At 71.1% G+C, this 21,349-nt stretch carries 16 protein-coding genes and 1 riboswitch; of the genes, 12 read left to right on the top strand and 4 right to left on the bottom strand.

Features of this window, described 5'->3' with window-relative positions; translation table 11 throughout:
* Positions 1-100 precede the first annotated feature (100 nt).
* The 3 genes from ABT041_RS22140 (at position 101) to ABT041_RS22130 (ending at position 3,875) form a co-directional block, all read left to right on the top strand.
* Positions 101-988: a FadR/GntR family transcriptional regulator gene (locus ABT041_RS22140; protein ID WP_351186959.1), complete on the top strand. Its 888-nt coding sequence runs from the start codon at positions 101-103 to the stop codon at positions 986-988.
* A 378-nt stretch (positions 989-1,366) separates the two neighbouring features.
* Positions 1,367-2,914, top strand: a complete 1,548-nt coding sequence (locus tag ABT041_RS22135) for an RNA polymerase sigma factor (protein WP_351186957.1) — start codon at positions 1,367-1,369, stop codon at positions 2,912-2,914.
* A gap of 142 nt (positions 2,915-3,056) precedes the next feature.
* Positions 3,057-3,875 (top strand): S1 family serine peptidase, encoded by an 819-nt coding sequence (locus ABT041_RS22130; RefSeq protein WP_351186955.1) that lies wholly within the window; start codon positions 3,057-3,059, stop codon positions 3,873-3,875.
* Positions 3,876-3,977: 102 nt separating this feature from the next.
* Here the strand turns inward: ABT041_RS22130 and ABT041_RS22125 are convergent, their stop codons facing one another.
* Positions 3,978-4,211 carry a DUF7455 domain-containing protein gene (locus ABT041_RS22125; protein ID WP_017237643.1) on the bottom strand — a complete coding sequence of 78 codons (234 nt, stop codon included), beginning with the start codon at positions 4,209-4,211 and terminating at the stop codon, positions 3,978-3,980.
* Between the two features lie 433 nt (positions 4,212-4,644).
* Between ABT041_RS22125 and ABT041_RS22120 the strand changes: the two genes are divergently transcribed.
* The 5 genes from ABT041_RS22120 to ABT041_RS22100 all read left to right on the top strand — a co-directional run bounded on the left by ABT041_RS22120 (position 4,645) and on the right by ABT041_RS22100 (position 11,107).
* The gene (locus tag ABT041_RS22120; protein ID WP_351186953.1) at positions 4,645-6,762 is read left to right on the top strand and encodes a DNA gyrase/topoisomerase IV subunit B; all 2,118 of its coding nucleotides are present in this window, start codon (positions 4,645-4,647) and stop codon (positions 6,760-6,762) included.
* Positions 6,763-6,994: 232 nt separating this feature from the next.
* The gene (locus tag ABT041_RS22115; RefSeq protein ID WP_351186951.1) at positions 6,995-8,110 is read left to right on the top strand and encodes a sensor histidine kinase; all 1,116 of its coding nucleotides are present in this window, start codon (positions 6,995-6,997) and stop codon (positions 8,108-8,110) included.
* Positions 8,107-8,934, top strand: coding sequence for a response regulator (locus tag ABT041_RS22110; RefSeq protein ID WP_351186949.1), 828 nt, complete (start codon positions 8,107-8,109; stop codon positions 8,932-8,934). Before ABT041_RS22115 ends, ABT041_RS22110 begins: the two co-directional genes overlap by 4 nt.
* 98 nt (positions 8,935-9,032) lie before the next feature.
* Complete coding sequence (locus tag ABT041_RS22105; protein ID WP_351186947.1) at positions 9,033-9,518, top strand: DUF485 domain-containing protein; 486 nt, start codon at positions 9,033-9,035, stop codon at positions 9,516-9,518.
* Positions 9,515-11,107 (top strand): monocarboxylic acid transporter, encoded by a 1,593-nt coding sequence (locus ABT041_RS22100; protein WP_351186945.1) that lies wholly within the window; start codon positions 9,515-9,517, stop codon positions 11,105-11,107. Before ABT041_RS22105 ends, ABT041_RS22100 begins: the two co-directional genes overlap by 4 nt.
* Positions 11,108-11,192: 85 nt before the next feature.
* On the opposite strand, the gene ABT041_RS22095 is transcribed toward ABT041_RS22100, so the two are convergent.
* Both ABT041_RS22095 and ABT041_RS22090 read right to left on the bottom strand, forming a co-directional pair.
* Complete coding sequence (locus tag ABT041_RS22095) at positions 11,193-11,882, bottom strand: response regulator (RefSeq protein ID WP_351186943.1); 690 nt, start codon at positions 11,880-11,882, stop codon at positions 11,193-11,195.
* Complete coding sequence (locus tag ABT041_RS22090) at positions 11,879-13,558, bottom strand: sensor histidine kinase (RefSeq protein WP_351186941.1); 1,680 nt, start codon at positions 13,556-13,558, stop codon at positions 11,879-11,881. Before ABT041_RS22090 ends, ABT041_RS22095 begins: the two co-directional genes overlap by 4 nt.
* A gap of 110 nt (positions 13,559-13,668) precedes the next feature.
* Here ABT041_RS22090 and ABT041_RS22085 point away from each other — a divergent pair, with 110 nt between their 5' ends.
* A complete protein-coding gene (locus tag ABT041_RS22085; RefSeq protein WP_351186939.1) occupies positions 13,669-14,721 on the top strand; it encodes a CobW family GTP-binding protein in 1,053 nt (350 codons plus the stop codon).
* 90 nt (positions 14,722-14,811) lie between these two features.
* Here ABT041_RS22085 and ABT041_RS22080 read toward each other — a convergent pair whose 3' ends face one another.
* On the bottom strand, positions 14,812-17,268 hold the full coding sequence (locus tag ABT041_RS22080; RefSeq protein WP_351186937.1) for a DNA gyrase/topoisomerase IV subunit A: 2,457 nt from the start codon (positions 17,266-17,268) through the stop codon (positions 14,812-14,814).
* 181 nt (positions 17,269-17,449) lie between these two features.
* Here ABT041_RS22080 and ABT041_RS22075 point away from each other — a divergent pair, with 181 nt between their 5' ends.
* From ABT041_RS22075 to ABT041_RS22065, 3 genes are all read left to right on the top strand, one after another.
* A complete protein-coding gene (locus ABT041_RS22075) occupies positions 17,450-18,805 on the top strand; it encodes a M16 family metallopeptidase (protein ID WP_351186935.1) in 1,356 nt (451 codons plus the stop codon).
* A gap of 26 nt (positions 18,806-18,831) precedes the next feature.
* Entirely contained in the window at positions 18,832-20,199 is a 1,368-nt protein-coding gene (locus ABT041_RS22070; RefSeq protein ID WP_502976573.1) for a M16 family metallopeptidase, read from the top strand.
* A 200-nt stretch (positions 20,200-20,399) separates the two neighbouring features.
* Positions 20,400-20,564, top strand: a riboswitch (cyclic di-AMP (ydaO/yuaA leader).
* Between the two features lie 12 nt (positions 20,565-20,576).
* Positions 20,577-21,347 (top strand): M23 family metallopeptidase, encoded by a 771-nt coding sequence (locus tag ABT041_RS22065; protein WP_351186931.1) that lies wholly within the window; start codon positions 20,577-20,579, stop codon positions 21,345-21,347.
* Positions 21,348-21,349 lie beyond the last annotated feature (2 nt).

Below are 21,349 nucleotides of genomic sequence, written 5' to 3'. Positions count from 1 at the left end.
TCCGATTAATCGTCAATTGTGTAGGGGGTGCCGATCACCCTTTCGTGTGCTTTTCACCAAAGACCTCAAGGGTCACGGAGGCAACGCCGACAAAGGATGCGTGAGTACCCTTGCGCACACCATGATGACCGCCGCCCGCCCCGTCGACTCCGGCCTCGGCGCCCCGGGCGATCTCGACCGCTACCCCTACACGGAGGCCCCCGCCGCCGGCCGCGTGGGCCCGCCCTCCTGGGAGGGGGTGGACACCGACCTCGGCCGCGTCGGCCGCCGGACCGCCGGCAATCGGGGGCGCGGGCTGCACGGTCAGCTCGTCCAGCAGCTCGGCCAGATGATCGTCTCCGGCGACCTCGGGGCCGACCGCCCGCTCGTCCCCGAGGAGATCGGCCAGCGGTTCGAGGTCTCGCGCACCGTCGTCCGCGAGTCGCTGCGCGTCCTGGAGGCGAAGGGGCTCGTCAGCGCCCGCCCGAACGTCGGTACGCGGGTCAGGCCCGTCAGCGACTGGAACCTCCTCGACCCCGACATCATCGAGTGGCGCGCCTTCGGCCCGCAGCGAGACGACCAGCGCCGCGAGCTGAACGAGCTGCGATGGACGATCGAGCCCCTCGCCGCCCGCCTCGCCGCCGGGCACGGCCGTGAGGACGTGCAGCAGCGCCTCGCCGACATGGTCGAGATCATGGGGCACGCCTTCGCGCAGGGGGACGGCATCACCTTCTCGCGGGCCGACACGGAGTTCCACACCCTCCTCATCCAGCTGGCCGGGAACCGCATGCTGGAGCACCTCTCCGGCATCGTCGGCGCCGCGCTCCAGGTCTCCGGCGGTCCCGCCACCGGCTGCGACCGGCCGAGCGAGGCCTGCCTCGCGCACCATGCACGGATCGTGGACGCGCTGGCCGCCGGGGACGCCCACGGCGCCGAGAGCGCCATGCGGCAGCTGCTCACGGTCCACCCCGAGGTGGAGCGCGTCGTCCCCGCCCCTCGCGAACACTGATCCGCGGGTCGTGGCCGGGAGCGCGGGGGCGCACGCACCGCGTGCCGCCGGGTCCGAGCGCCACCCGGGGGCCCGACAGGGCCTCCCCGGGCGGCGCCCGGGTTCCGGCGGCGCGAATGTGCCGCGATCGACCGCTCTGGCCGTTTCGTCGCAAATGGGGTGTGACTCGGGCCACGAAGATTGGGCGTAACACTCCTCCGAGCCGTGCGATGACCTAAGAGGTGATGGCCGAGGAAGGAATACAGCAGCCCGTGGAGGCGCTGTGCAGTTCCCCGGTCCAGCCCGCGCCGTCGGCACATTCCCCGTCGACGGTCGTCGGCTCCAGCCCGATCCAGGGCGGGGCCGGAAGCCGTTTTCCATCGTTCCGAGAGGTTGTTCGTGTCGGCCAGCACATCCCGTACGCTCCCGCCGGAGATCGCCGAGTCCGAGTCTGTGATGGCGCTCATCGAGCGGGGAAAGGCTGATGGGCAGATCGCCGGCGATGACGTGCGTCGGGCCTTCGAAGCTGACCAGATTCCGCCAACCCAGTGGAAGAATGTTCTGCGCAGCCTCAATCAGATCCTCGAGGAAGAGGGTGTGACGCTGATGGTCAGTGCAGCGGAGTCGCCGAAGCGCGCCCGCAAGAGCGTCGCAGCGAAGAGCCCGGCCAAGCGCACCGCCACCAAGACCGTCACCGCCAGGACGACCGTGACGAAGAGCACCGTCTCGGCCTCCGCGGCCCCTGCGGCCGAGGGCACCGACCCGGCCGACGAGGCCGGATCGCCCGCCAAGAAGGCGGCCGCGAAGAAGACCGTCGCCAAGAAGGCGGTGGCCAAGAAGACCGTCGCCAAGAAGACGGCGGCCAAGAAGACCACGTCCAAGAAGGACGCCGACGAGCTCATCGAGGGCGAGGAGCTCCTCGAGGACGTCGCGCCCGGCAAGGGTGAGGAAGAGGAGACCGAGGGCGAGAGCAAGGGCTTCGTCCTGTCCGACGAGGACGAGGACGACGCTCCGGCGCAGCAGGTCGCCGTCGCCGGCGCCACCGCCGACCCGGTCAAGGACTACCTCAAGCAGATCGGTAAGGTCCCGCTGCTCAACGCCGAGCAGGAGGTCGAGCTCGCCAAGCGCATCGAGGCCGGTCTGTTCGCCGAGGACAAGCTCGCGAACTCCGACAAGCTCGCCCCGAAGCTCAAGCGCGAGCTGGAGATCATCGCCGAGGACGGCCGCCGGGCCAAGAACCACCTCCTGGAGGCCAACCTCCGTCTGGTGGTCTCGCTGGCCAAGCGCTACACCGGCCGCGGCATGCTCTTCCTGGACCTGATCCAGGAGGGCAACCTCGGTCTGATCCGCGCCGTCGAGAAGTTCGACTACACCAAGGGCTACAAGTTCTCCACGTACGCCACCTGGTGGATCCGTCAGGCGATCACCCGCGCCATGGCCGACCAGGCCCGCACCATCCGTATCCCGGTGCACATGGTCGAGGTCATCAACAAGCTCGCGCGCGTCCAGCGCCAGATGCTCCAGGACCTGGGCCGTGAGCCCACCCCGGAGGAGCTGGCCAAGGAGCTCGACATGACCCCCGAGAAGGTCATCGAGGTCCAGAAGTACGGCCGGGAGCCGATCTCCCTCCACACCCCGCTGGGCGAGGACGGCGACAGCGAGTTCGGTGACCTCATCGAGGACTCCGAGGCGGTCGTGCCGGCCGACGCGGTCAGCTTCACGCTGCTCCAGGAGCAGCTGCACTCCGTCCTCGACACGCTCTCCGAGCGTGAGGCGGGCGTCGTCTCCATGCGCTTCGGCCTCACCGACGGCCAGCCGAAGACGCTTGACGAGATCGGCAAGGTCTACGGCGTGACGCGAGAGCGGATCCGTCAGATCGAGTCGAAGACGATGTCGAAGCTCCGTCACCCGTCGCGCTCGCAGGTCCTGCGCGACTACCTCGACTGATCCGTACGAGGGACGCAGCAGTACACGGAAGGGCCCGGTTCCCCGAGAGGGGAGCCGGGCCCTCCGGCTTTGCGCGGGTGCACGGTGAGGGCAGGTGCTGGACGCTGGGTGAACCGACATCACCCGAGAGTCAGGAGGCTCCATGCGTGGTTCCCTCATCCGAGCATTGACGGGTGCTCTGAGCCTGATGACCGCGGCGGCGGGACAGCTCGCCATCGCCGGTCCCGTGGCCGCCGACAGCGTCGTGGTGGGTGGCCGGCCGGCCCAGATCACGGACGCGCCGTGGGTCGTGGCGCTGTCCAGCCGTGACCGGTTCGGGGGTACGCGCGCGGGGCAGTTCTGCGGGGGTGTGCTCGTCGCCCCCACCAAGGTGCTCACGGCGGCGCACTGCCTCGGCCGTGAGGTGCTCGGCGGAGAGCCGTGGGAGGTGCGCGACTTCGTGGTCATCGCGGGCCGTGCGGCGCTCCGCGGACAGGAGGGGCAGGAGGTCCGGATCTCGGACACCTGGGTCAACCCGGACTACGACCCGACGACGAACTCGGGCGACCTCGCCGTGCTGACGCTCGTCAGCGCGCTGCCGCAGTCGTACGTGATCGGTGTCGCCCGCTCCGGAGACACGGCGTACGCGCCCGGGACGGAGGCGGACGTCTACGGCTGGGGCGACACCACCGGCAACGGGGCCTACGCCTCGACCCTGCGGACGGCACGGGTCCAGGTGCTGCCGGACACGGCGTGCGAGCGGGCGTACCCGGGCGGCTTCGGCGTCCGCTACCAGCGCGGGACGATGCTGTGCGCGGGCGACCCGCAGGGCGGGAAGGACGCCTGCCAGGGCGACAGCGGAGGCCCGCTGGTGGCCAAGGGGCTCCTCGTCGGCCTGGTGTCCTGGGGGAGCGGCTGCGGGCAGGCAGAGAACCCCGGCGTCTACACGCGGGTGTCAGAGGTGCTTCCCGCCCGCTCCTGAGCGGGCGGATACGAGAACGGGCGGTCACCCCCCTGGAATCAGGGGGTGACCGCCCGCCGTCCGATCAGCGCGACCGGCCCTGTGCTCGTCGTGGATGGCGCGTCAGGCGTGGTCCTCGCCCTGCGTGCGGGCCGGCACGTCCGTGAGCCGGTCCGTCTCATCCTGTATCTCAACGGCGATCTTCTTGAGTTCCGGCTCGAACTTGCGTCCGTGGTGGGCGCAGAAGAGCAAGTCACCTCCGCTGGTCAGGACGACACGCAGGTATGCCTGGGCGCCGCAGCGGTCGCAGCGGTCAGCGGCCGTCAGGGGGCTCGCGGGGGTCAGAACAGTAGTCACGTCGCCTCTTCTCTAGCTCGACGAGCTGTCGTACCAGGGTCAACATCCAACCAGGCCGAAAACGTTCCCGCTCGTGGCTTTTCCTTGAAACTTCTTCCCAAGGTGGCTGTCTGCTGCCGGTTGGCGGCGAATGAGCCGTATTGCGTCGCTCTACGGATTTCGCGTTGCTTGTGTCGGTTAGCCCTCCCGGCGGGGTCGCCGGTTGTTCATGAGGACGTGCCCGGAGCCTAAATGGTTCATGCCTGGAAGGGAACGTGATGTTCGCGTCACCCCATCGAGGGATCGAACATCCATGCGACGCTGGACTAGCATGAGGATTCGGGGAGGGTGGCGTTACAACGGCTCTACCAGGCATCGGTACCCTCTGAGCGGTGACCGAGGCCGGGCCTTACCCCACAGGGCCAGATTCCAAATTCAGCGAGGAGCGAACCGCGTGACCGCCGAGACGTCCGTGCCGTCCAGTGCGCTGCTGACCGCAGACCGTGACGGTTCCAACTACACCGCTCGGCACTTGCTCGTACTCGAAGGGCTCGAAGCGGTCCGCAAGCGCCCCGGTATGTACATCGGGTCCACCGACAGCCGCGGCCTGATGCACTGCATCTGGGAGATCATCGACAACTCCGTGGACGAGGCCCTCGGCGGCTACTGCGACCACATCGAGGTCATCCTCCACGACGACGGCTCGGTCGAGGTCCAGGACAACGGCCGCGGCATCCCGGTCGACGTCGAGCCGAAGACCGGCCTCTCCGGCGTCGAGGTCGTCATGACCAAGCTGCACGCCGGCGGAAAGTTCGGCGGCGGTTCGTACGCGGCGTCCGGCGGTCTGCACGGCGTCGGCGCCTCCGTGGTCAACGCCCTGTCGGCCCGCCTCGACGTCGAGGTCGACCGGAACAGCGCGACCCACTCGATCTCCTTCCGCCGCGGTGTCCCCGGCATCTTCACCGAGCAGGGCCCCGACAGCCCCTTCGACCCGGCCAACGGTCTGATCAAGGGCAAGCGCGTCCCCAAGACCCGCACCGGCACGCGCATCCGCTACTGGGCGGACCGGCAGATCTTCCTCAAGGACGCCAAGCTCTCCCTGGAGACGCTCCACCAGCGCGCCCGGCAGACCGCCTTCCTCGTCCCGGGCCTCACCATCGTCGTCCGCGACGAGCGGGACCTGGCCGGCGTCGGCAAGAGCGAGGAGACCTTCCGCTTCGACGGGGGCATCAGCGAGTTCTGCGAGTACCTCGCGCAGGACAAGGCCGTCTGCGACATCCAGCGCCTCACCGGACAGGGCACCTTCAAGGAGACGGTCCCGGTCCTCGACGAGCGCGGCCACATGACCCCGACCGAGGTCACCCGTGAGCTCGCCGTCGACGTCGCCCTGCGCTGGGGCACCGGCTACGACACCACGGTGAAGTCCTTCGTCAACATCATCGCCACCCCCAAGGGCGGCACCCACGTCTCCGGCTTCGAGCAGGCCATCACCAAGACGGTGAACGAGGTGCTGCGCTCGGCCAAGATGCTGCGCGTCGCCGAGGACGACATCGTCAAGGACGACGCCCTGGAGGGCCTCACGGCCGTCGTGACGGTCCGCCTCGCCGAGCCGCAGTTCGAGGGCCAGACCAAGGAGATCCTCGGTACCTCCGCAGCCCGCCGGATCGTGGCGAACGTGGTGGCCAAGGAGCTCAAGGCCTTCCTCACCTCCACCAAGCGGGACGCCAAGGCGCAGGCCCGCGCCGTCCTGGAGAAGGCCGTCGCCGCGGCGCGGACCCGGATCGCGGCCCGTCAGCACAAGGAGGCGCAGCGCAGGAAGACCGCGCTCGAGTCCTCCTCGCTGCCGGCGAAGCTCGCGGACTGCCGCAGCGACGACGTGGAGCGCAGCGAGCTCTTCATCGTCGAGGGGGACTCGGCCCTCGGTACGGCCAAGCTCGCCCGGAACAGCGAGTTCCAGGCCCTGCTGCCGATCCGCGGCAAGATCCTCAACGTCCAGAAGTCGTCCGTCTCGGACATGCTCAAGAACGCCGAGTGCGGCGCGATCATCCAGGTCATAGGAGCCGGCTCGGGCCGCACCTTCGACATCGACGCCGCCCGCTACGGGAAGATCGTCCTGCTGGTCGACGCCGATGTCGACGGCGCCCACATCCGCTGCCTGCTGCTGACGCTCTTCCAGCGGTACATGCGTCCCATGGTCGAGGCCGGCCGGGTCTTCGCCGCGGTGCCGCCGCTGCACCGGATCGAGCTCGTCCAGCCCAAGAAGGGCCAGGACAAGTACGTCTACACGTACTCGGACAACGAGCTGCGACAGACCCTCCTGGAGTTCCAGCGCAAGGGGGTCCGCTACAAGGACTCCATCCAGCGCTACAAGGGTCTCGGCGAGATGGACGCCGACCAGCTCGCGGAGACCACGATGGACCCGCGTCACCGCACCCTGCGCCGCATCAACATCGGCGACCTGGACGCGGCGGAGCAGGTCTTCGACCTCCTCATGGGCAACGACGTGGCGCCCCGCAAGGAGTTCATCACCGGCTCCGCGGCCACCCTGGACCGCTCGCGCATCGACGCCTGAGCAACTCCACCCGTGGGTGGAGCCGAGCGCTCCACCCACGGGCCGATCCCACGGCCGCGCACTCTCCGTAGCATGGAGATGTCGGAGGGGGACGGACATGGGTGTGAACCGCGATCCGGGATTCGCGAGGACCAGGCTTCGGCGGGGGGCAGTGGCAGGGACCGGAAGTGCTGGGGCGCACGGGCCGTCCTGGCGTTCCTGGCCCTCGCGGGAGGCGCTCACCCGCGTCGGTGTGCCCCGGGGGCGGATCGTTCTCGACCACACCCTGATCGCGGGCTTCAGCGTCCTGGTGGTGACGGGCTGTTACACCTCGGGTGCCTTCGGCGGCTGGTACGCGCCCCTGCCTCCGCTGGGCTTCGGGCTCTGTATGGCGGTGGCGCTCCGGTATCACCGAACGACCCTCGAGAATCGCCTGGCGGCCTCGCTGGGAATGCTCGCGGTGATCACACTCTGCGGTCTGGGGGCGTATGCGGCGGGCGCCCCGACGCCCGCGACGGTGCTCTGGATCGTCGTCTCGGTCATGGCCATGGAACGGCTGCCGCTCCCCGCGGGGCTGGCCACCGTGGTGGTGCTCGTGGCGGGCTTCGCCGAGGCCGACGAGACCGGGATCCTCGGGGCCGGCGTCACCACGGCGGCCGTGCTGCTCACCGGCTACTCCCTGCGCCTCGATGCCGAGGCGCGGGGTGCCGGGTTCCAGCTGCTCGCGCAGGAGCGGCTCGCCCGGGAGGCGGAGGCCGCGTCGGCTGCGCTCGCCGAGCGGGCCAGGATCGCCCGGGAGATACATGACGTGCTCGCCCACAGTCTCTCCGCCCAGATGGTGCATCTGGAGGTCGCACGGCTCCAGATCGAGGCCGGGGCGGACAGCGCGGAGATCCTCAAGCTCGTGACCTCGGCCCGTTCCATGGCCAGAGAGGGGCTCGCCGAGACCCGGCACGCGCTCTCGGCCCTGCGCGGGGACATGGCGCCGGTCGAGGACTACCTCCGGGAGCTCGGGCGGGAGGACCGCGCCGAGGTCGACGTCACCGGCGAGCGCCGGGACCTGCCCGCCGAGGCCTCGCAGGCGGTGCGGCGGGTCGCGCAGGAGGCGCTCACCAATGTCCGCAAGCACGCACCGGGAGCCCGGACCAGGATCCGGCTGGCCTACGGGACGGACGAGGTCTCCCTGGAGATACGCGATTTCGGGCCACCCCGGACGGAGGACGGCGTCGCAGTGGGGGAGGGGCTCGGGTCCTCCGGCTCCGGGTACGGACTGCTCGGCATGAGAGAGCGGGCCGAACTGCTCGGCGGCAGCCTGGACGCGGGGCCCGACGGGGCCGGGTTCACGGTGCGACTGCGGGTGCCGGCATGAGCGCCGCGGGCGGCGACCGCGTCGCACGCGTCGTCGTGGCCGACGACCAGGCCGTCGTGCGGGAGGGGATCGTGATGCTGCTCGGTCTGCTTCCGGGGATCGAGGTCGTGGGATCGGCCCGGGACGGGGAGGAGGCCGTCGCGCTCACCGCCGAGCTCGGTCCCGACGTCGTCCTGATGGATCTGCGGATGCCCCGCTGCGACGGCGTCGAGGCCACCCGCCGGATCCGCGAACGGCACCCCGGGACGGAGGTCGTCGTGCTGACCACGTACGCCGACGACGACTCGCTGTTCCCGGCGTTGCGGGCCGGAGCGCGTGGTTACCTCACCAAGGACGCCGGCGGGGAGGACATCGAGCGGGCCGTGCGGGATGTGATCGACGGGCGTGCGGGACTCTCCCCTTCCGTGCAGCGGCGACTCCTCGAGCGGCTGATCGAGGAACGGGACCATCAGGAGCACCGGGACCATCAGGAGCGCTGGGCCGGGCGCGAGACCGGGGGCGGTTCCCGGCGCGGGGCGGTCGCTGGTGGTGACTCCAGGGTGTGTTTGGGGAGTTCGGACGAATCGGTTGGTCCCGGGGGAACGGGCGGTTCGGGCGGGCCGGGTGACGTCGGGCTGACCGAGCGGGAGACGGAGGTGCTCGTGCTGGTCGCGGACGGCCTGTCCAACGCGGAGATCGCCGGACGGTTGCGGATCTCGACGGCCACGGTGAAGACCCATATCAACAACCTCTTCGCCAAGATCGGGGTGCGCGACCGGGCGCAGGCCGTGCGGTACGCATATCAGCACGGCCTGGTCAGGCCACCTGGAAGAAGAGTCACCTGATGGGGTGAAGTGAGGGAGGAGAAGAGTCCGGGATCTTCCCGCTCTGTCCATCCTTGGGCACGCGGCCGAAACGGTTCGCTGACAAGGAGAGTTGGCCGGTGGAGCAGGTGGACAAGCAGGAGGGGCGCGACGCTGCGGCGATGGCGGTCGACGACCCCTGGTATGACGCGACGGCCTCCGGCTGGGGCGAGGGGACGGCGGCCGAGGCGTCCGGTGAGGACCGCCCCGGAGCGGTGCCGCGACAGCGGGTCCACAGCGCGGCGGAGATCTATCTGGAGGTCCAGCGGAGCCCCGCCTTCCAGGAGGTGCGCGGCCGCTACCGCCGGTTCGTCTTCCCGGCCACCCTGGCGTTCCTCCTCTGGTACCTCGCCTATGTGGTGGCGGCGACCGCCGCGCCCGGCCTCATGGCCCGGCCGGTGGCCGGGTCGGTGAACGTGGCGATGGTCGCGGGGCTCGGGCAGTTCCTCAGCACCTTCCTGCTGACCTGGGCGTACGCGCGCCACGCGCGACTGCGCAGGGACCGGGCCGCGCTGGAACTGCGCTGGGACACGCAGGAGATGACCCGAGGGATGGTGCAGCCGTGACCGGAGACCACCAGACCCTGGCGCTCGTGCTGTTCAGCGTGTTCGTCGCCGTGACCCTGGGGATCACGACCTGGGTCAGCCGGCACCGGCACGGGTCGGCGGAGGAGTTCTACGCAGGAGGGCGGCTGTTCTCGCCGCTGGAGAACGGGTTCGCCATCGCCGGGGACTACATGTCCGCGGCCTCCTTCCTCGGCATCTCCGGGCTGATCGCGCTCTACGGCTACGACGGCATGCTGTACTCCGTGGGCTTCCTGGTGGCCTGGCTGGTCGTGCTCCTGCTGGTCGCCGAACTGGTGCGCAACTGCGGGCGTTTCACGCTGGCCGACGTCGTCGCCGCGCGGATGGCGGAGCGGCCGGTACGGATCGCCGCCGGCACGTCCTCGGTGGCCGTCTCCGTGCTGTACCTCGTGGCCCAGATGGTGGGCGCCGGGAGTCTGGTGGCGCTGCTGCTCGGCGGTTCCAGCGAGGGGGCGCGCTCATGGACCGTGATCGGTGTGGGCGCGCTGATGGTGATCTACGTGTCGCTCGGCGGCATGCGGGCCACCACCTGGATCCAGATCGTCAAGGCGGTCCTGCTCATGGCGGGCACGATCGCGCTCACCGTCCTCGTGCTGCTCCGGTTCCACGGCGACGTGAACAGCCTGCTCTCCGCCGCGGCCGAGCGCAGCGGGCACGGCCTGGGCTTCCTCGCCCCCGGGCTGCGTTACGGCGGGGACTGGACGGCCCGCCTCGACTTCATCAGCCTCGGCCTCGCCCTCGTCCTGGGCACCGCGGGACTGCCGCACATCCTCTCGCGCTTCTACACCGTCCCGACCGCCCGCGCCGCCCGACGCTCCGTCGTCTGGTCCATCGGCCTCATCGGCGGCTTCTATCTGATGACCATCGTGCTCGGTTTCGGCGCCGCCGCGCTGATCGGCCCCGACGAGGTCCGCGCGTCCAACGCCTCCGGGAACACCGCCGTGCCGCTGCTCGCCCTCGACCTCGGCGGCGGTGCGGGCTCCACCGGCGGCACGGTGCTCTTCGCGGTCGTCGCCGCCGTCGCCTTCGCGACCATCCTCGCCGTCGTCGCGGGGATCACGCTGGCCTCGTCGGCCTCCGTCGCCCACGACCTGTACGCCTCGCTGCGCCGTCCGCTCGCGAAGCAGTACAGCGAGGTGGCGGTGGCCCGGGTCGCCGCCGCCGGGATCGGCGCGGCCGCCATCGGCCTCGGGCTGCTGGCCCGCGACCTCAACGTGGCCTTCCTCGTCGGCCTGGCCTTCGCCGTCGCGGCCTCCGCGAACCTGCCGGTGCTGCTCTACTCGCTGTTCTGGCGGAAGTTCACCACCCGGGGCGCGGTCTGGTCGGTGTACGGCGGTCTGATCCCTGCCGTGCTCCTGGTCCTGGTCTCGCCGGTCGTCTCCGGCAGCCCCGAGTCGCTGTTCCCGGGCGTCGACTTCCATCTGTTCCCGCTGCAGAACCCGGGGGCGGTCTCCATCCCGCTCGGCTTCCTGGCCGGGTGGATCGGTACGGTCACCTCACCCGAGCCGCCCGACGAGGCCCGGCACGCGGAGACCGAGGTGCGGTCGCTGACGGGCGCGGGTGCCGTCTGACCGTCGACCTGAAGCGCCGGGGCGCGGGGTGCTGTTTGACCACCGCCCCCCGAGCCGTCTGGCCGTGGCCCGGCCGTGAGGGGCGTCAGCCGGCCGTCGGTGAGCTCGCCCAGGCGTAGCGGTGTTCGGGGCGGCCCGTTTCGCCGTACCGGAGGGAGAGGCGGACCCGGCCGGTGCGTTCCAGGAGTTTGAGGTAGCGCTGTGCGGTCTGGCGGCTGACGCCGGTCCGCTCGGCGATCTCCTGCGTGGACAACGGGCCGCCGGCCGCGAGCAGGACCTGCCGGACCAGCTCGGCGGTGGTGGGGGAGTGGCCCTTGGGGAGGTCGGGGGCGACGGCCCCCGCCGACAGGACGCCGAAGATCCGGTCCACCTCGGCCTGCTCCGCCTCGCCGCCGCTCTCCAGGGTGCGCCGGAGCGTCGCGTACGCCTCGAGCTTGGCGCGGAGCCCGGCGAAGTTGAACGGCTTGACGAGGTACTGGAGCGCTCCGTGCCGCATCGCCGACTGCACGGTGGCCACGTCACGCGCCGCCGTCACCATGATCACGTCGCACTGGTGGCCGCGCGTGCGGAGTTCCCGTACCGCCGCGAGCCCGTTCTCGTCGGGCAGGTAGTGGTCGAGGAGGATCAGGTCCACCGGCTGTCCGTCCAGGGCGGCGAGCGCCTCGGCCGTCGAGTGGGCGGTGGCGACGACGCGGAAACCTGGCACCTTGGCGACGTAGGCGGCGTTGATCCGCGCCACACGCTCGTCGTCGTCCACCACGAGCACGTCGATCATCGCGACGCCTCCTCAGAGCGTTCCGCAGCCCTTTCCGGCTCGGCTGTCTCGGCTTCGGTCAGGGCGTCCGGGAGGACGACCGTGAACACGGCGCCGCTCTCCGGACCGTCGGCAACCTCCACCGTGCCGCCCCGGCGCTCGGCGAGCCGGCGCACCAGGGGCAGGCCGAGACCGCGCTTCCCGTGGGAGGGCAGCTCCTTCGTCGTCCAGCCCTCGGTGAAGATCAGCTCGCGGCGCTCCTCAGGGACGCCCGGGCCGCTGTCCGAGACCCGCAGCACCACCGTACGGCCCTCGGCGCGGAAGGAGACCTCGATGCGGGCGCCGGGGGTGCCGGCGACGGCGTCCAGGGCGTTGTCGACGAGGTTGCCGACGACGGTGACCAGTTCGCGCGGGTCGACGAGCCGATCCGGCAGCAGGGAGTCGGGCGCGAGCCGCAGCGAGACCCCTCGCTCGGCCGCGACGGTCGCCTTTCCGACCAGGAGCGCGGCGAGGAGCGGGTCGTGGACCTTCTCGGTGACCTGCTCGGCGGTGGCCCGGTGCACGCCGACGACCTCCGTGACGAACTCGACCGCCTCCTCGTGCATCTCCAGCTCCAGGAGCCCGAGGAGGGTGTGCAGCCGGTTGGCGTGCTCGTGGTCCTGGGCGCGCAGCGCGTCGATCAGGCCGCGGGTGGAGTCGAGCTCCCGCCCGAGGCGCTCCAGCTCGGTGCGGTCGCGGAGGGTCGCCACGGCGCCGCCGTCGTGCGTGGGCATCCGGTTGGCGATCAGCACCCGGTGCCCCTGGACGGTGAGCAGGTCATCGCCGGTGACCCGGCCCGCCAGGACGTCGGCGGTACGGCCCCCGCCGAGGACCTCGTCGAGCGGCCGGCCCGCCGCCTCGGGGCCGAGGCCGAGGAGTCGCTGCGCCTCGTCGTTCATGAGCCGTACGGAGCCGTTGCGGTCGAGGGCCACGACGCCCTCGCGGATGCCGTGCAGCATGGCCTCGCGCTCGGCGAGCAGCGCGGAGATGTCGGAGAACGCCAGGTCGTGGGTCTGCCGCTGGAGGCGCCGGGAGATCAGGTACGCGGCGAGCGCCCCGGCGGCGAGCGCACCGCCCGCGTAGGCGAGGAGGCCGGGGATCGCGGCCACGAGCCGGTCGCGGACGCTGTCGTACTCGATGCCGACGGAGACCGCGCCGACGATCCGCCCGTCGGCGTCCCGCAGCGGCGCCTTGCCGCGCGCCGAGCGGCCCAGGGTGCCGCTGTCGATCTCCATGACCTCATGACCGGCGAGGACGGCGCTCGGGTCGGTGGAGACGACCCGGCCGATCTGTGCGGGGTCGGTGTGCGACCAGCGCACCCCGTGCGTGTCCATGACCACGACGTACTCGGCGCCCGTGGAGGTCCTGATCCGCTCGGCCTCCGCCTGCACCGGGCCGAGCGCGGACGGCCGGCTGCCGGTGAGGTCCGCGGCGAGCCGGGGCGACGCGGTGGTCCCGGCGATGGCCAGGGCCCGCCGCATGGCCTGGTCGTCGAGCTGCGCGCTCAGCGGGGCGAGGAAGAGGCCGGTGGCCAGGACGGTCACACCGGTCGCGATGGCCAGCTGCATCAGCAGGACCTGCGAGAACACCCGCTGCGGCCACCCGAACCGCCGACGGCGCGCGCGGGGGCGCGGAGGGCTGCTCTGTGCGGGGCTCATGCCCGAAAAGGTAAACGGCCGCGCGCCGTGACCGGAAATGGTGACGGAACGGGCGCCTATTCTGGGGCTTTCGCACGACCGCAGGACCCGAGGAACCGGAGGCACGTCCCTTGACCACGCAGCAGATCCCCGTCGTCGTCCTCGCCGGGTTTCTCGGGGCCGGGAAGACCACGCTCCTCAACCATCTGTTGCGCAGCGCCCGGGGCACCCGTATCGGAGTCATGGTCAACGACTTCGGGGACATCGGCATCGACGCGATGACCGTCGCCGGCCAGGTCGGCTCCACCGTCTCCCTGGGCAACGGCTGCCTCTGCTGCGCCGTCGACGCCGGCGAGCTCGACGAGTACCTGGAGGTCCTGACCCGGCCCGAGTCCCGGCTCGATGTGATCGTGATCGAGGCGAGCGGGCTCGCGGAGCCGGAGGAGCTGGTCCGCATGGTGCTCGCCAGCGAGAACGAGCGGGTCGTGTACGGAGGACTCGTGCAGGTCGTCGACGCGTCCGAGTTCGCGGCCACACGGCAGCGGCATCCCGGGACCGAACGGCACCTCTCCCTCGCCGACCTCGTCGTCGTCAACAAGGCCGACCGGGTGCCCGAGGACGAGCTGAAGGCCGTACGGGAGACGGTGACCGGGCTCGCAGGGCGCGCCGCCGTGATCGAGGCCTCGCACGGGCGCGTCGATCCGGAGCTGCTCTTCGACCGGGTCGTACCCGAGGGGGAGATCGAGGGCCAGATGTCGATCGAGGACATCCTGTACGGCTCCGAGGACGACGCTCACGCCCATCCGCACGCGGCCTACGAGAGCCTGTCGGTGACGGCGTCGACGCCGCTGCACCCCCGCCGCCTGATGGCCTTCCTCGACTCGCGCCCCGAGGGCCTCTACCGGATCAAGGGCTTCGTCGACCTCGGTGCCGCCGATCCGGCCAACCGCTACACCGTGCACGCGGTCGGCCGCTTCCTGCGCTTCTACCCGGAGCCCTGGCCCGCCGGCGAGGAACGGCTCACCCAGCTCGTCCTGATCGGCTCCGGCATCGACGCGGCCGGGCTCCGCAAGGAACTCGCCGCCTGTGAGCTGAACGGCCCGCAGGACGCCCCCGACGAACACAGCATGTGGGGCGTCCTGCGATACGTGCAGCGGTCCGAAGAGGACCCGGAGGAGTCCTAGGTCCTGCCGGACCGTTCCCGCCGGGTCCGGGTCGCCCGCGGCCGGACCCAGACCGTCCGGCCCGGGGCCGGGTCGCCCGGCGGACAGGTCCTAGACCGTCGGGCCGGCCACCACCTCGACCGGCTTGGGCAGCGGGGTGCCCGAGCCGTCGCGGCGCGGGTCCGGGTCCGGCAGGTCCACCGGGGTGCCGTTCTTCTGGGCGGCGCGGGCCGGGGTGGCGCCCGCCCAGGCCAGGATCAGGACGTCCTCCCCCTTCAGGAAGCGCTGGCAGCGGACACCGCCGGTCGCGCGGCCCTTGCGCGGGTACTGGTCGAACGGGGTCAGCTTCGCCGACGTGCCCGCCGAGGCGTCCAGGGTGCCCGTGGAGCCCGCGACGGTGAAGACGACGGCGTCCGCCGCCGGGTCCACGGCCGTGAACGAGATGACCTCGGCGCCCGCGGTGAGCTTGATGCCCGCCATGCCGCCCGCCGGGCGGCCCTGGGGCCGCACCTGCGAGGCCTGGTAGCGCAGCAGCTGGGCGTCGGAGGTGATGAAGACCAGGTCCTCCTCGCCCGTCCGCAGCTCCGTCGCGCCGACGATCCGGTCGCCTTCCTTGAGGGTGATGACCTCCAGCTCGTCCTTGTTCGCCGGATAGTCCGGCACCACGCGCTTCACCACGCCCTGGAGCGTGCCGAGGGCGAGGCCCGGCGAGGACTCCTCCAGCGTGGTCAGGCAGACCACCGTCTCGTCCGCCTCCAGGGAGAGGAACTCCGACAGCGGCGCGCCGCCCGCCAGGTTCGGGGCGGTGGCGGTGTCCGGCAGCTGCGGCAGGTCGATCACCGCGATCCGCAGCAGCCGGCCGGCCGAGGTCACCGCGCCGACGTCACCGCGCTGGGTCGCGGCGACCGTCGAGACGATCACGTCGTGCTTGGCCCGCTTGCCGTCCACCACGGGCGGCAGGTGCTCGGTCACGGTACGGGCCAGCAGGCCCGTCGAGGAGAGCAGCACCCGGCACGGGTCGTCCGCGACCTCCAGGGACACCGCCGCGACGGGCGCGCCGGCCGACTCCAGGAGGACGGTCCGCCGGTCCGTGGCGAACTTCTTGGCGACCGCGGCCAGCTCCGCCGAGACCAGCTTGCGGAGCTCCGCGTCGGATTCGAGGATCCCGGTCAGCTCGTCGATCTCGCCGTTGAGGCGGTCGCGCTCGCTCTCCAGTTCAAGGCGGTCGAACTTGGTGAGGCGGCGCAGCGGGGTGTCCAGGATGTACTGCGTCTGGATCTCGCTCAGCGAGAAGCGCTCCATCAGGCGCTCCTTGGCCTGGGCGGAGTTCTCGCTCTCCCGGATGAGCCGGATGACCTCGTCGATGTCGAGCAGGGCGACGAGGAGGCCCTCGACCAGGTGGAGGCGGTCGGACTTCTTCGTGCGGCGGAACTCGGAGCGGCGCCGGACCACCTCGAAGCGGTGGTCGAGGTAGACCTCCAGGAGCTCCTTGAGGCCGAGGGTGAGCGGCTGTCCGTCGACCAGCGCCACGTTGTTGATGCCGAAGGACTCCTCCATCGGCGTCAGCTTGTAGAGCTGCTCCAGGACCGCCTCGGGCACGAAGCCGTTCTTGATCTCGATGACCAGGCGCAGGCCGTGGCTGCGGTCGGTGAGGTCCTTGACGTCGGCGATGCCCTGGAGCTTCTTGGAACCGACCAGGTCCTTGATCTTGGAGACGACCTTCTCGGGGCCGACGGTGAAGGGCAGCTCGGTGACGACGATGCCCTTGCGGCGGGCCGTCACGGTCTCCACGGTCGCGGTGGCGCGGATCTTGAAGGAGCCGCGGCCCGACTCGTACGCGTCCTTGATGCCGGAGAGGCCGACGATCCGGCCGCCGGTCGGCAGGTCGGGGCCGGGCACGAAGCGCATCAGCGTCTCGAGGTCGGCGTTCGGGTGGCGGATCAGGTGGCGGGCGGCCGCGACGACCTCGCCGAGGTTGTGCGGGGGCATGTTCGTCGCCATGCCGACGGCGATGCCGGACGCGCCGTTGACCAGCAGGTTCGGATAGGCGGCGGGGAGTGCCACCGGCTCCTTCTCCTGGCCGTCGTAGTTCGGCGCGAAGTCGACCGTGTCCTCGTCGATGGACTCGGTCATGAGCAGCGCGGCGGGGGCCATCCGCGACTCGGTGTACCGCATGGCGGCCGGCGGGTCGTCGTTGCCCAGGGAGCCGAAGTTGCCGTGGCCGTCGACGAGCGGGAGGCGCATGGAGAAGGGCTGTGCCATGCGGACCATCGCGTCGTAGATCGACGCGTCGCCGTGCGGGTGGAGCTTGCCCATCACCTCGCCGACGACACGGGCGCACTTGACGAAGCCGCGGTCGGGGCGGAGCCCCATCTCGCCCATCTGGTAGACGATGCGGCGCTGCACGGGCTTCATGCCGTCGCGGGCGTCGGGGAGGGCGCGCGAGTAGATCACCGAGTACGCGTACTCGAGGAAGGAGCCCTGCATCTCGTCGACCACGTCGATGTCGAGGATCCTCTCCTCGTACGCGTCGTCCGGCGGCGGTGTCTTCGTGCTGCGGCGGGCCATCGCGGCTGCGGCTCCTTCACGAACAAGGTTGATCTGACGCGGACCATTGTGGACCGTGCCACCGACAGCGCCGACCGCGACCCGGAAGAGGGACATCACGAAGGCCCGGGAACTTCGCCAGGTGTCGGCGCGCTTGCATACAGTGGCAGGACTTTTTCACATCGCGATCGAAGGGACGTACATGCCCATGGGTCACACGGCCACGGCCGAGGCCGGCTCCGGCGGCCTGACAGCGACCGAGCACCGGTTGGCGAACGGCCTGCGCGTGGTGCTCTCCGAGGACCACCTGACCCCGGTCGCCGCGGTCTGCCTCTGGTACGACGTCGGCTCGCGCCACGAGGTCAAGGGCCGCACGGGCCTCGCCCACCTCTTCGAGCACCTGATGTTCCAGGGCTCGAAGCAGGTCCACGGGAACGGCCACTTCGAGCTGGTGCAGGGTGCGGGCGGCTCGCTCAACGGCACGACGAGCTTCGAGCGCACCAACTACTTCGAGACCATGCCCACGCACCAGCTGGAGCTCGCGCTCTGGCTGGAGGCCGACCGCATGGGCTCGCTGCTCGCCGCCCTGGACGACGAGTCCATGGAGAACCAGCGGGACGTCGTCAAGAACGAGCGCCGCCAGCGCTACGACAACGTGCCGTACGGCACGGCCTTCGAGAAGCTGACCGCCCTCGCCTACCCGGAGGGCCACCCGTACCACCACACGCCGATCGGCTCGATGGCCGACCTGGACGCGGCGACCCTGGAGGACGCGCGGAACTTCTTCCGCACGTACTACGCCCCGAACAACGCCGTGCTGTCCGTCGTCGGCGACATCGACCCGGTGCAGACGCTCGCCTGGGTCGAGAAGTACTTCGGCTCCATCCCCGCCCACGACGGCAAGCCCGAGCCGCGCTCCGGCGAGCTGCCCGAGGTCATCGGCGAGCAGCTGCGCGAGGTCGTCGAGGAGGAGGTCCCGGCGCGTGCGCTGATGGCCGCCTACCGGCTGCCGCACGACGGCACGCGCGCGTGCGACGCCGCCGACCTGGCCCTGACGGTCCTGGGCGGCGGGGAGTCCTCCCGGCTGCACAACCGTCTGGTCCGCCGCGACCGTACGGCCGTCGCCGCCGGCTTCGGCCTGCTGCGGCTCGCCGGGGCGCCCTCGCTCGGCTGGCTGGACGTCAAGACCTCCGGTGGCGTCGACGTCCCGCAGATCGAGGCGGCCGTCGACGAGGAGCTCGCCCGTTTCGCCGCCGAGGGCCCCACGCCCGAGGAGATGGAGCGCGCGCAGGCCCAGTTGGAGCGCGAGTGGCTGGACCGGCTCGGCACGGTCGCGGGCCGCGCGGACGAACTGTGCCGGTTCGCCGTGCTGTTCGGCGACCCGCAGCTCGCCCTTACCGCCGTCGACCGCGTCCTGGAGATCACCGCCGACGAGGTGCGTGAGGTCGCCGCTGCCAAGCTGCGCCCCGACAACCGCGCGGTGCTCGTCTACGAGCCCCTGGCGACCGAGCAGAGCGACCACGCCGACGGCGATGACGAAGAGGGAGCGGACCAGTGACCGACGCCGCCGCGTCTTTGACGAGCATGGACTTCCACCCGCAGCCGCAGCCGGGCACCGCGAAGCCGTGGGCCTTCCCGGCCCCGGACCGCGGGAAGCTGGACAACGGTCTGACCGTGCTCACCAGCCACCGCCCCGGCCAGCAGGTCGTCGCCGTGGAGATCTTCCTGCCCGCCCCGCTGGACGCCGAGCCGGCCGGTCTCGACGGTGTCGCGACCATCATGGCCCGCGCGCTCTCGGAGGGCACCGACCAGCACAGCGCCGAGGAGTTCGCGGCCGAGCTGGAGCGCTGCGGCGCCACGCTCGACGCGCACGCCGACCACCCGGGCGTACGGGTCTCCCTCGAGGTCCCGGTCTCCCGGCTGCCCAAGGCGCTCGGGCTGCTCTCCGAGGCCCTGATCGCCCCGGCGTTCCTGGACACCGAGGTCGAGCGCCTGGTGCGCAACCGTCTCGACGAGATCCCGCACGAGACGGCCAACCCGGCCCGTCGTGCCGCGAAGCAGCTCTCCAAGGAGCTGTTCCCGGCCGAGTCCCGGATGTCCCGGCCGCGCCAGGGCACCGAGGAGACCGTCGCCGCGATCGACGCCGCCGCCGTCCGTGCCTTCTTCGAGGCGCACGTCCGGCCCGCGACGGCCACCGCCGTGGTCGTCGGCGACCTGACGGGCGTCGACCTGGAGAAGGTCCTCGCCGAGACGCTGGGCGCCTGGACCGGTGAGCCGGCCGAGCCGCTGCCGATGCCGCCGATCACCGCCGACGACACCGGACGGGTCGTCATCGTGGACCGTCCCGGCGCCGTGCAGACGCAGCTGCTCATCGGCCGGATCGGCCCCGACCGGCACGACCGCGTCTGGCCGGCCCAGGTCCTCGGCACGTACTGCCTCGGCGGCACGCTGACCTCGCGTCTGGACCGGGTCCTGCGCGAGGAGAAGGGCTACACGTACGGCGTGCGGGCCTTCGGTCAGGTGCTCCGCTCGGACGCCGAGGGGAACGGCGCCGCGATGCTCGCCATCAGCGGATCCGTGGACACCCCCAACACGGGCCCGGCACTTGAGGACCTGTGGAAGGTGCTGCGCACGCTCGCCGCCGAGGGCCTCACCGACGCCGAGCGCGAGACCGCCGTGCAGAACCTGGTGGGCGTGGCGCCCCTCAAGTACGAGACGGCCGCCTCCGTCGCCGGGACGCTCGCCGACCAGGTCGAGCAGCACCTCCCGGACGACTTCCAGGCCCAGTTGTACGCGCGCCTGGCCGAAACCGGCACGGTCGAGGCGACGGCCGCCGTGGTCAGCGCCTTCCCGGTGGACCGGCTCGTCACCGTCCTCGTCGGCGACGCGGCGCAGGTCGCGGAGCCGGTGCGCGCTCTGGGCATCGGTGAAGTGACCGTCGTGACTGGCTGATTCCCGCCGGCAGACGACAACAGGAGGGCCCCGACGGCATAGTTCGTCGGGGTCCTCCGCTTTGTCCGTATTGTCGGTAAGGGTGATCGTTTGCCCTGTGGCATGTCTTACAAAAGGCGTGTCTGGTTGGTGATTGAAAGACGATCGACATAGCGTCGGTGCGGCTGTTCGTCAGTTGCACGTGCCGCACCCGCGGCATCGGACAGTCATCGCCGAGTCCCCGTCAGGCGCGAGCCTGGGGAGCCGGGGACCCACACGTAGTCCCTGGGGTGAATCGGGCGCCTTCGTCTCGACGGAGGGGCTCGTAGGAGACCTTCCTGCTCCGAACCCGTCAGCTAACCCGGTAGGCGAGAAGGAAGGAAAGGATCAGCCTCTCCATGGCGTTCACCCGTGCCACCGGGAAGCATCGTGGTCCGAGCCGGATGGCGCGCCGCAGCGCGGGCATCGCCGGCGTCGCGACCATCGCCACCACCGGCGTCATCGGAACCCTCGCCTCCCCGGCGCTCGCCGCCGACACGGACAAGCACTCCGTCGAGGACACCGGCCTCACCCAGGTCATCACCGAGGACTCCCTCGTCGACCCGATCAACGCCCAGGCCGCCGCCCAGGAGCAGGAGGCCGTCGAGGCCATCGCCAAGGCGAAGGCCAAGGCCGAGGCGAAGCGCAAGGCCGAGGCCCGCGCCAAGGAGATCCGGCTCGAGCGCGAGCGCGCCGCCCGCGAGGCCGAGCGCCGTCGCCTGGCCTCCTTCCAGCTCCCCGTCGCCGGCTCGTACGTCTCCACCGGCTACAAGACCGGCGGCTCGCTCTGGTCCTCCGGCAGCCACTCCGGCATCGACTTCCACGCCGCCTACGGCACCCGGGTCGTCTCCGTCGGCTCCGGCACCGTCGTCGAGGCCGGCTGGGGCGGCGCGTACGGCAACAACATCGTGATCCGGATGAACGACGGCACGTACACCCAGTACGGCCACCTCTCCTCCATCGGGGTCTACGTCGGCCAGACCGTCGAGCCGGGCCAGCAGATCGGCATCTCGGGCTCGACCGGCAACTCCACCGGCCCGCACCTCCACTTCGAGGCGCGCACGAGCCCCGAGTACGGCTCGGACATCGACCCCATCGCGTACCTCCGCGCCCGCGGCGTCCAGGTCTGACC

Origin of the sequence: Streptomyces sp. NPDC002825, from assembly GCF_040295385.1 — a bacterium.
In the GTDB taxonomy this organism is placed as follows: Bacteria; Actinomycetota; Actinomycetes; order Streptomycetales; family Streptomycetaceae; genus Streptomyces.
The sequence above is the reverse complement of the archived record's forward strand: the minus strand, read 5'-3'. Positions and strand labels throughout refer to the sequence as shown.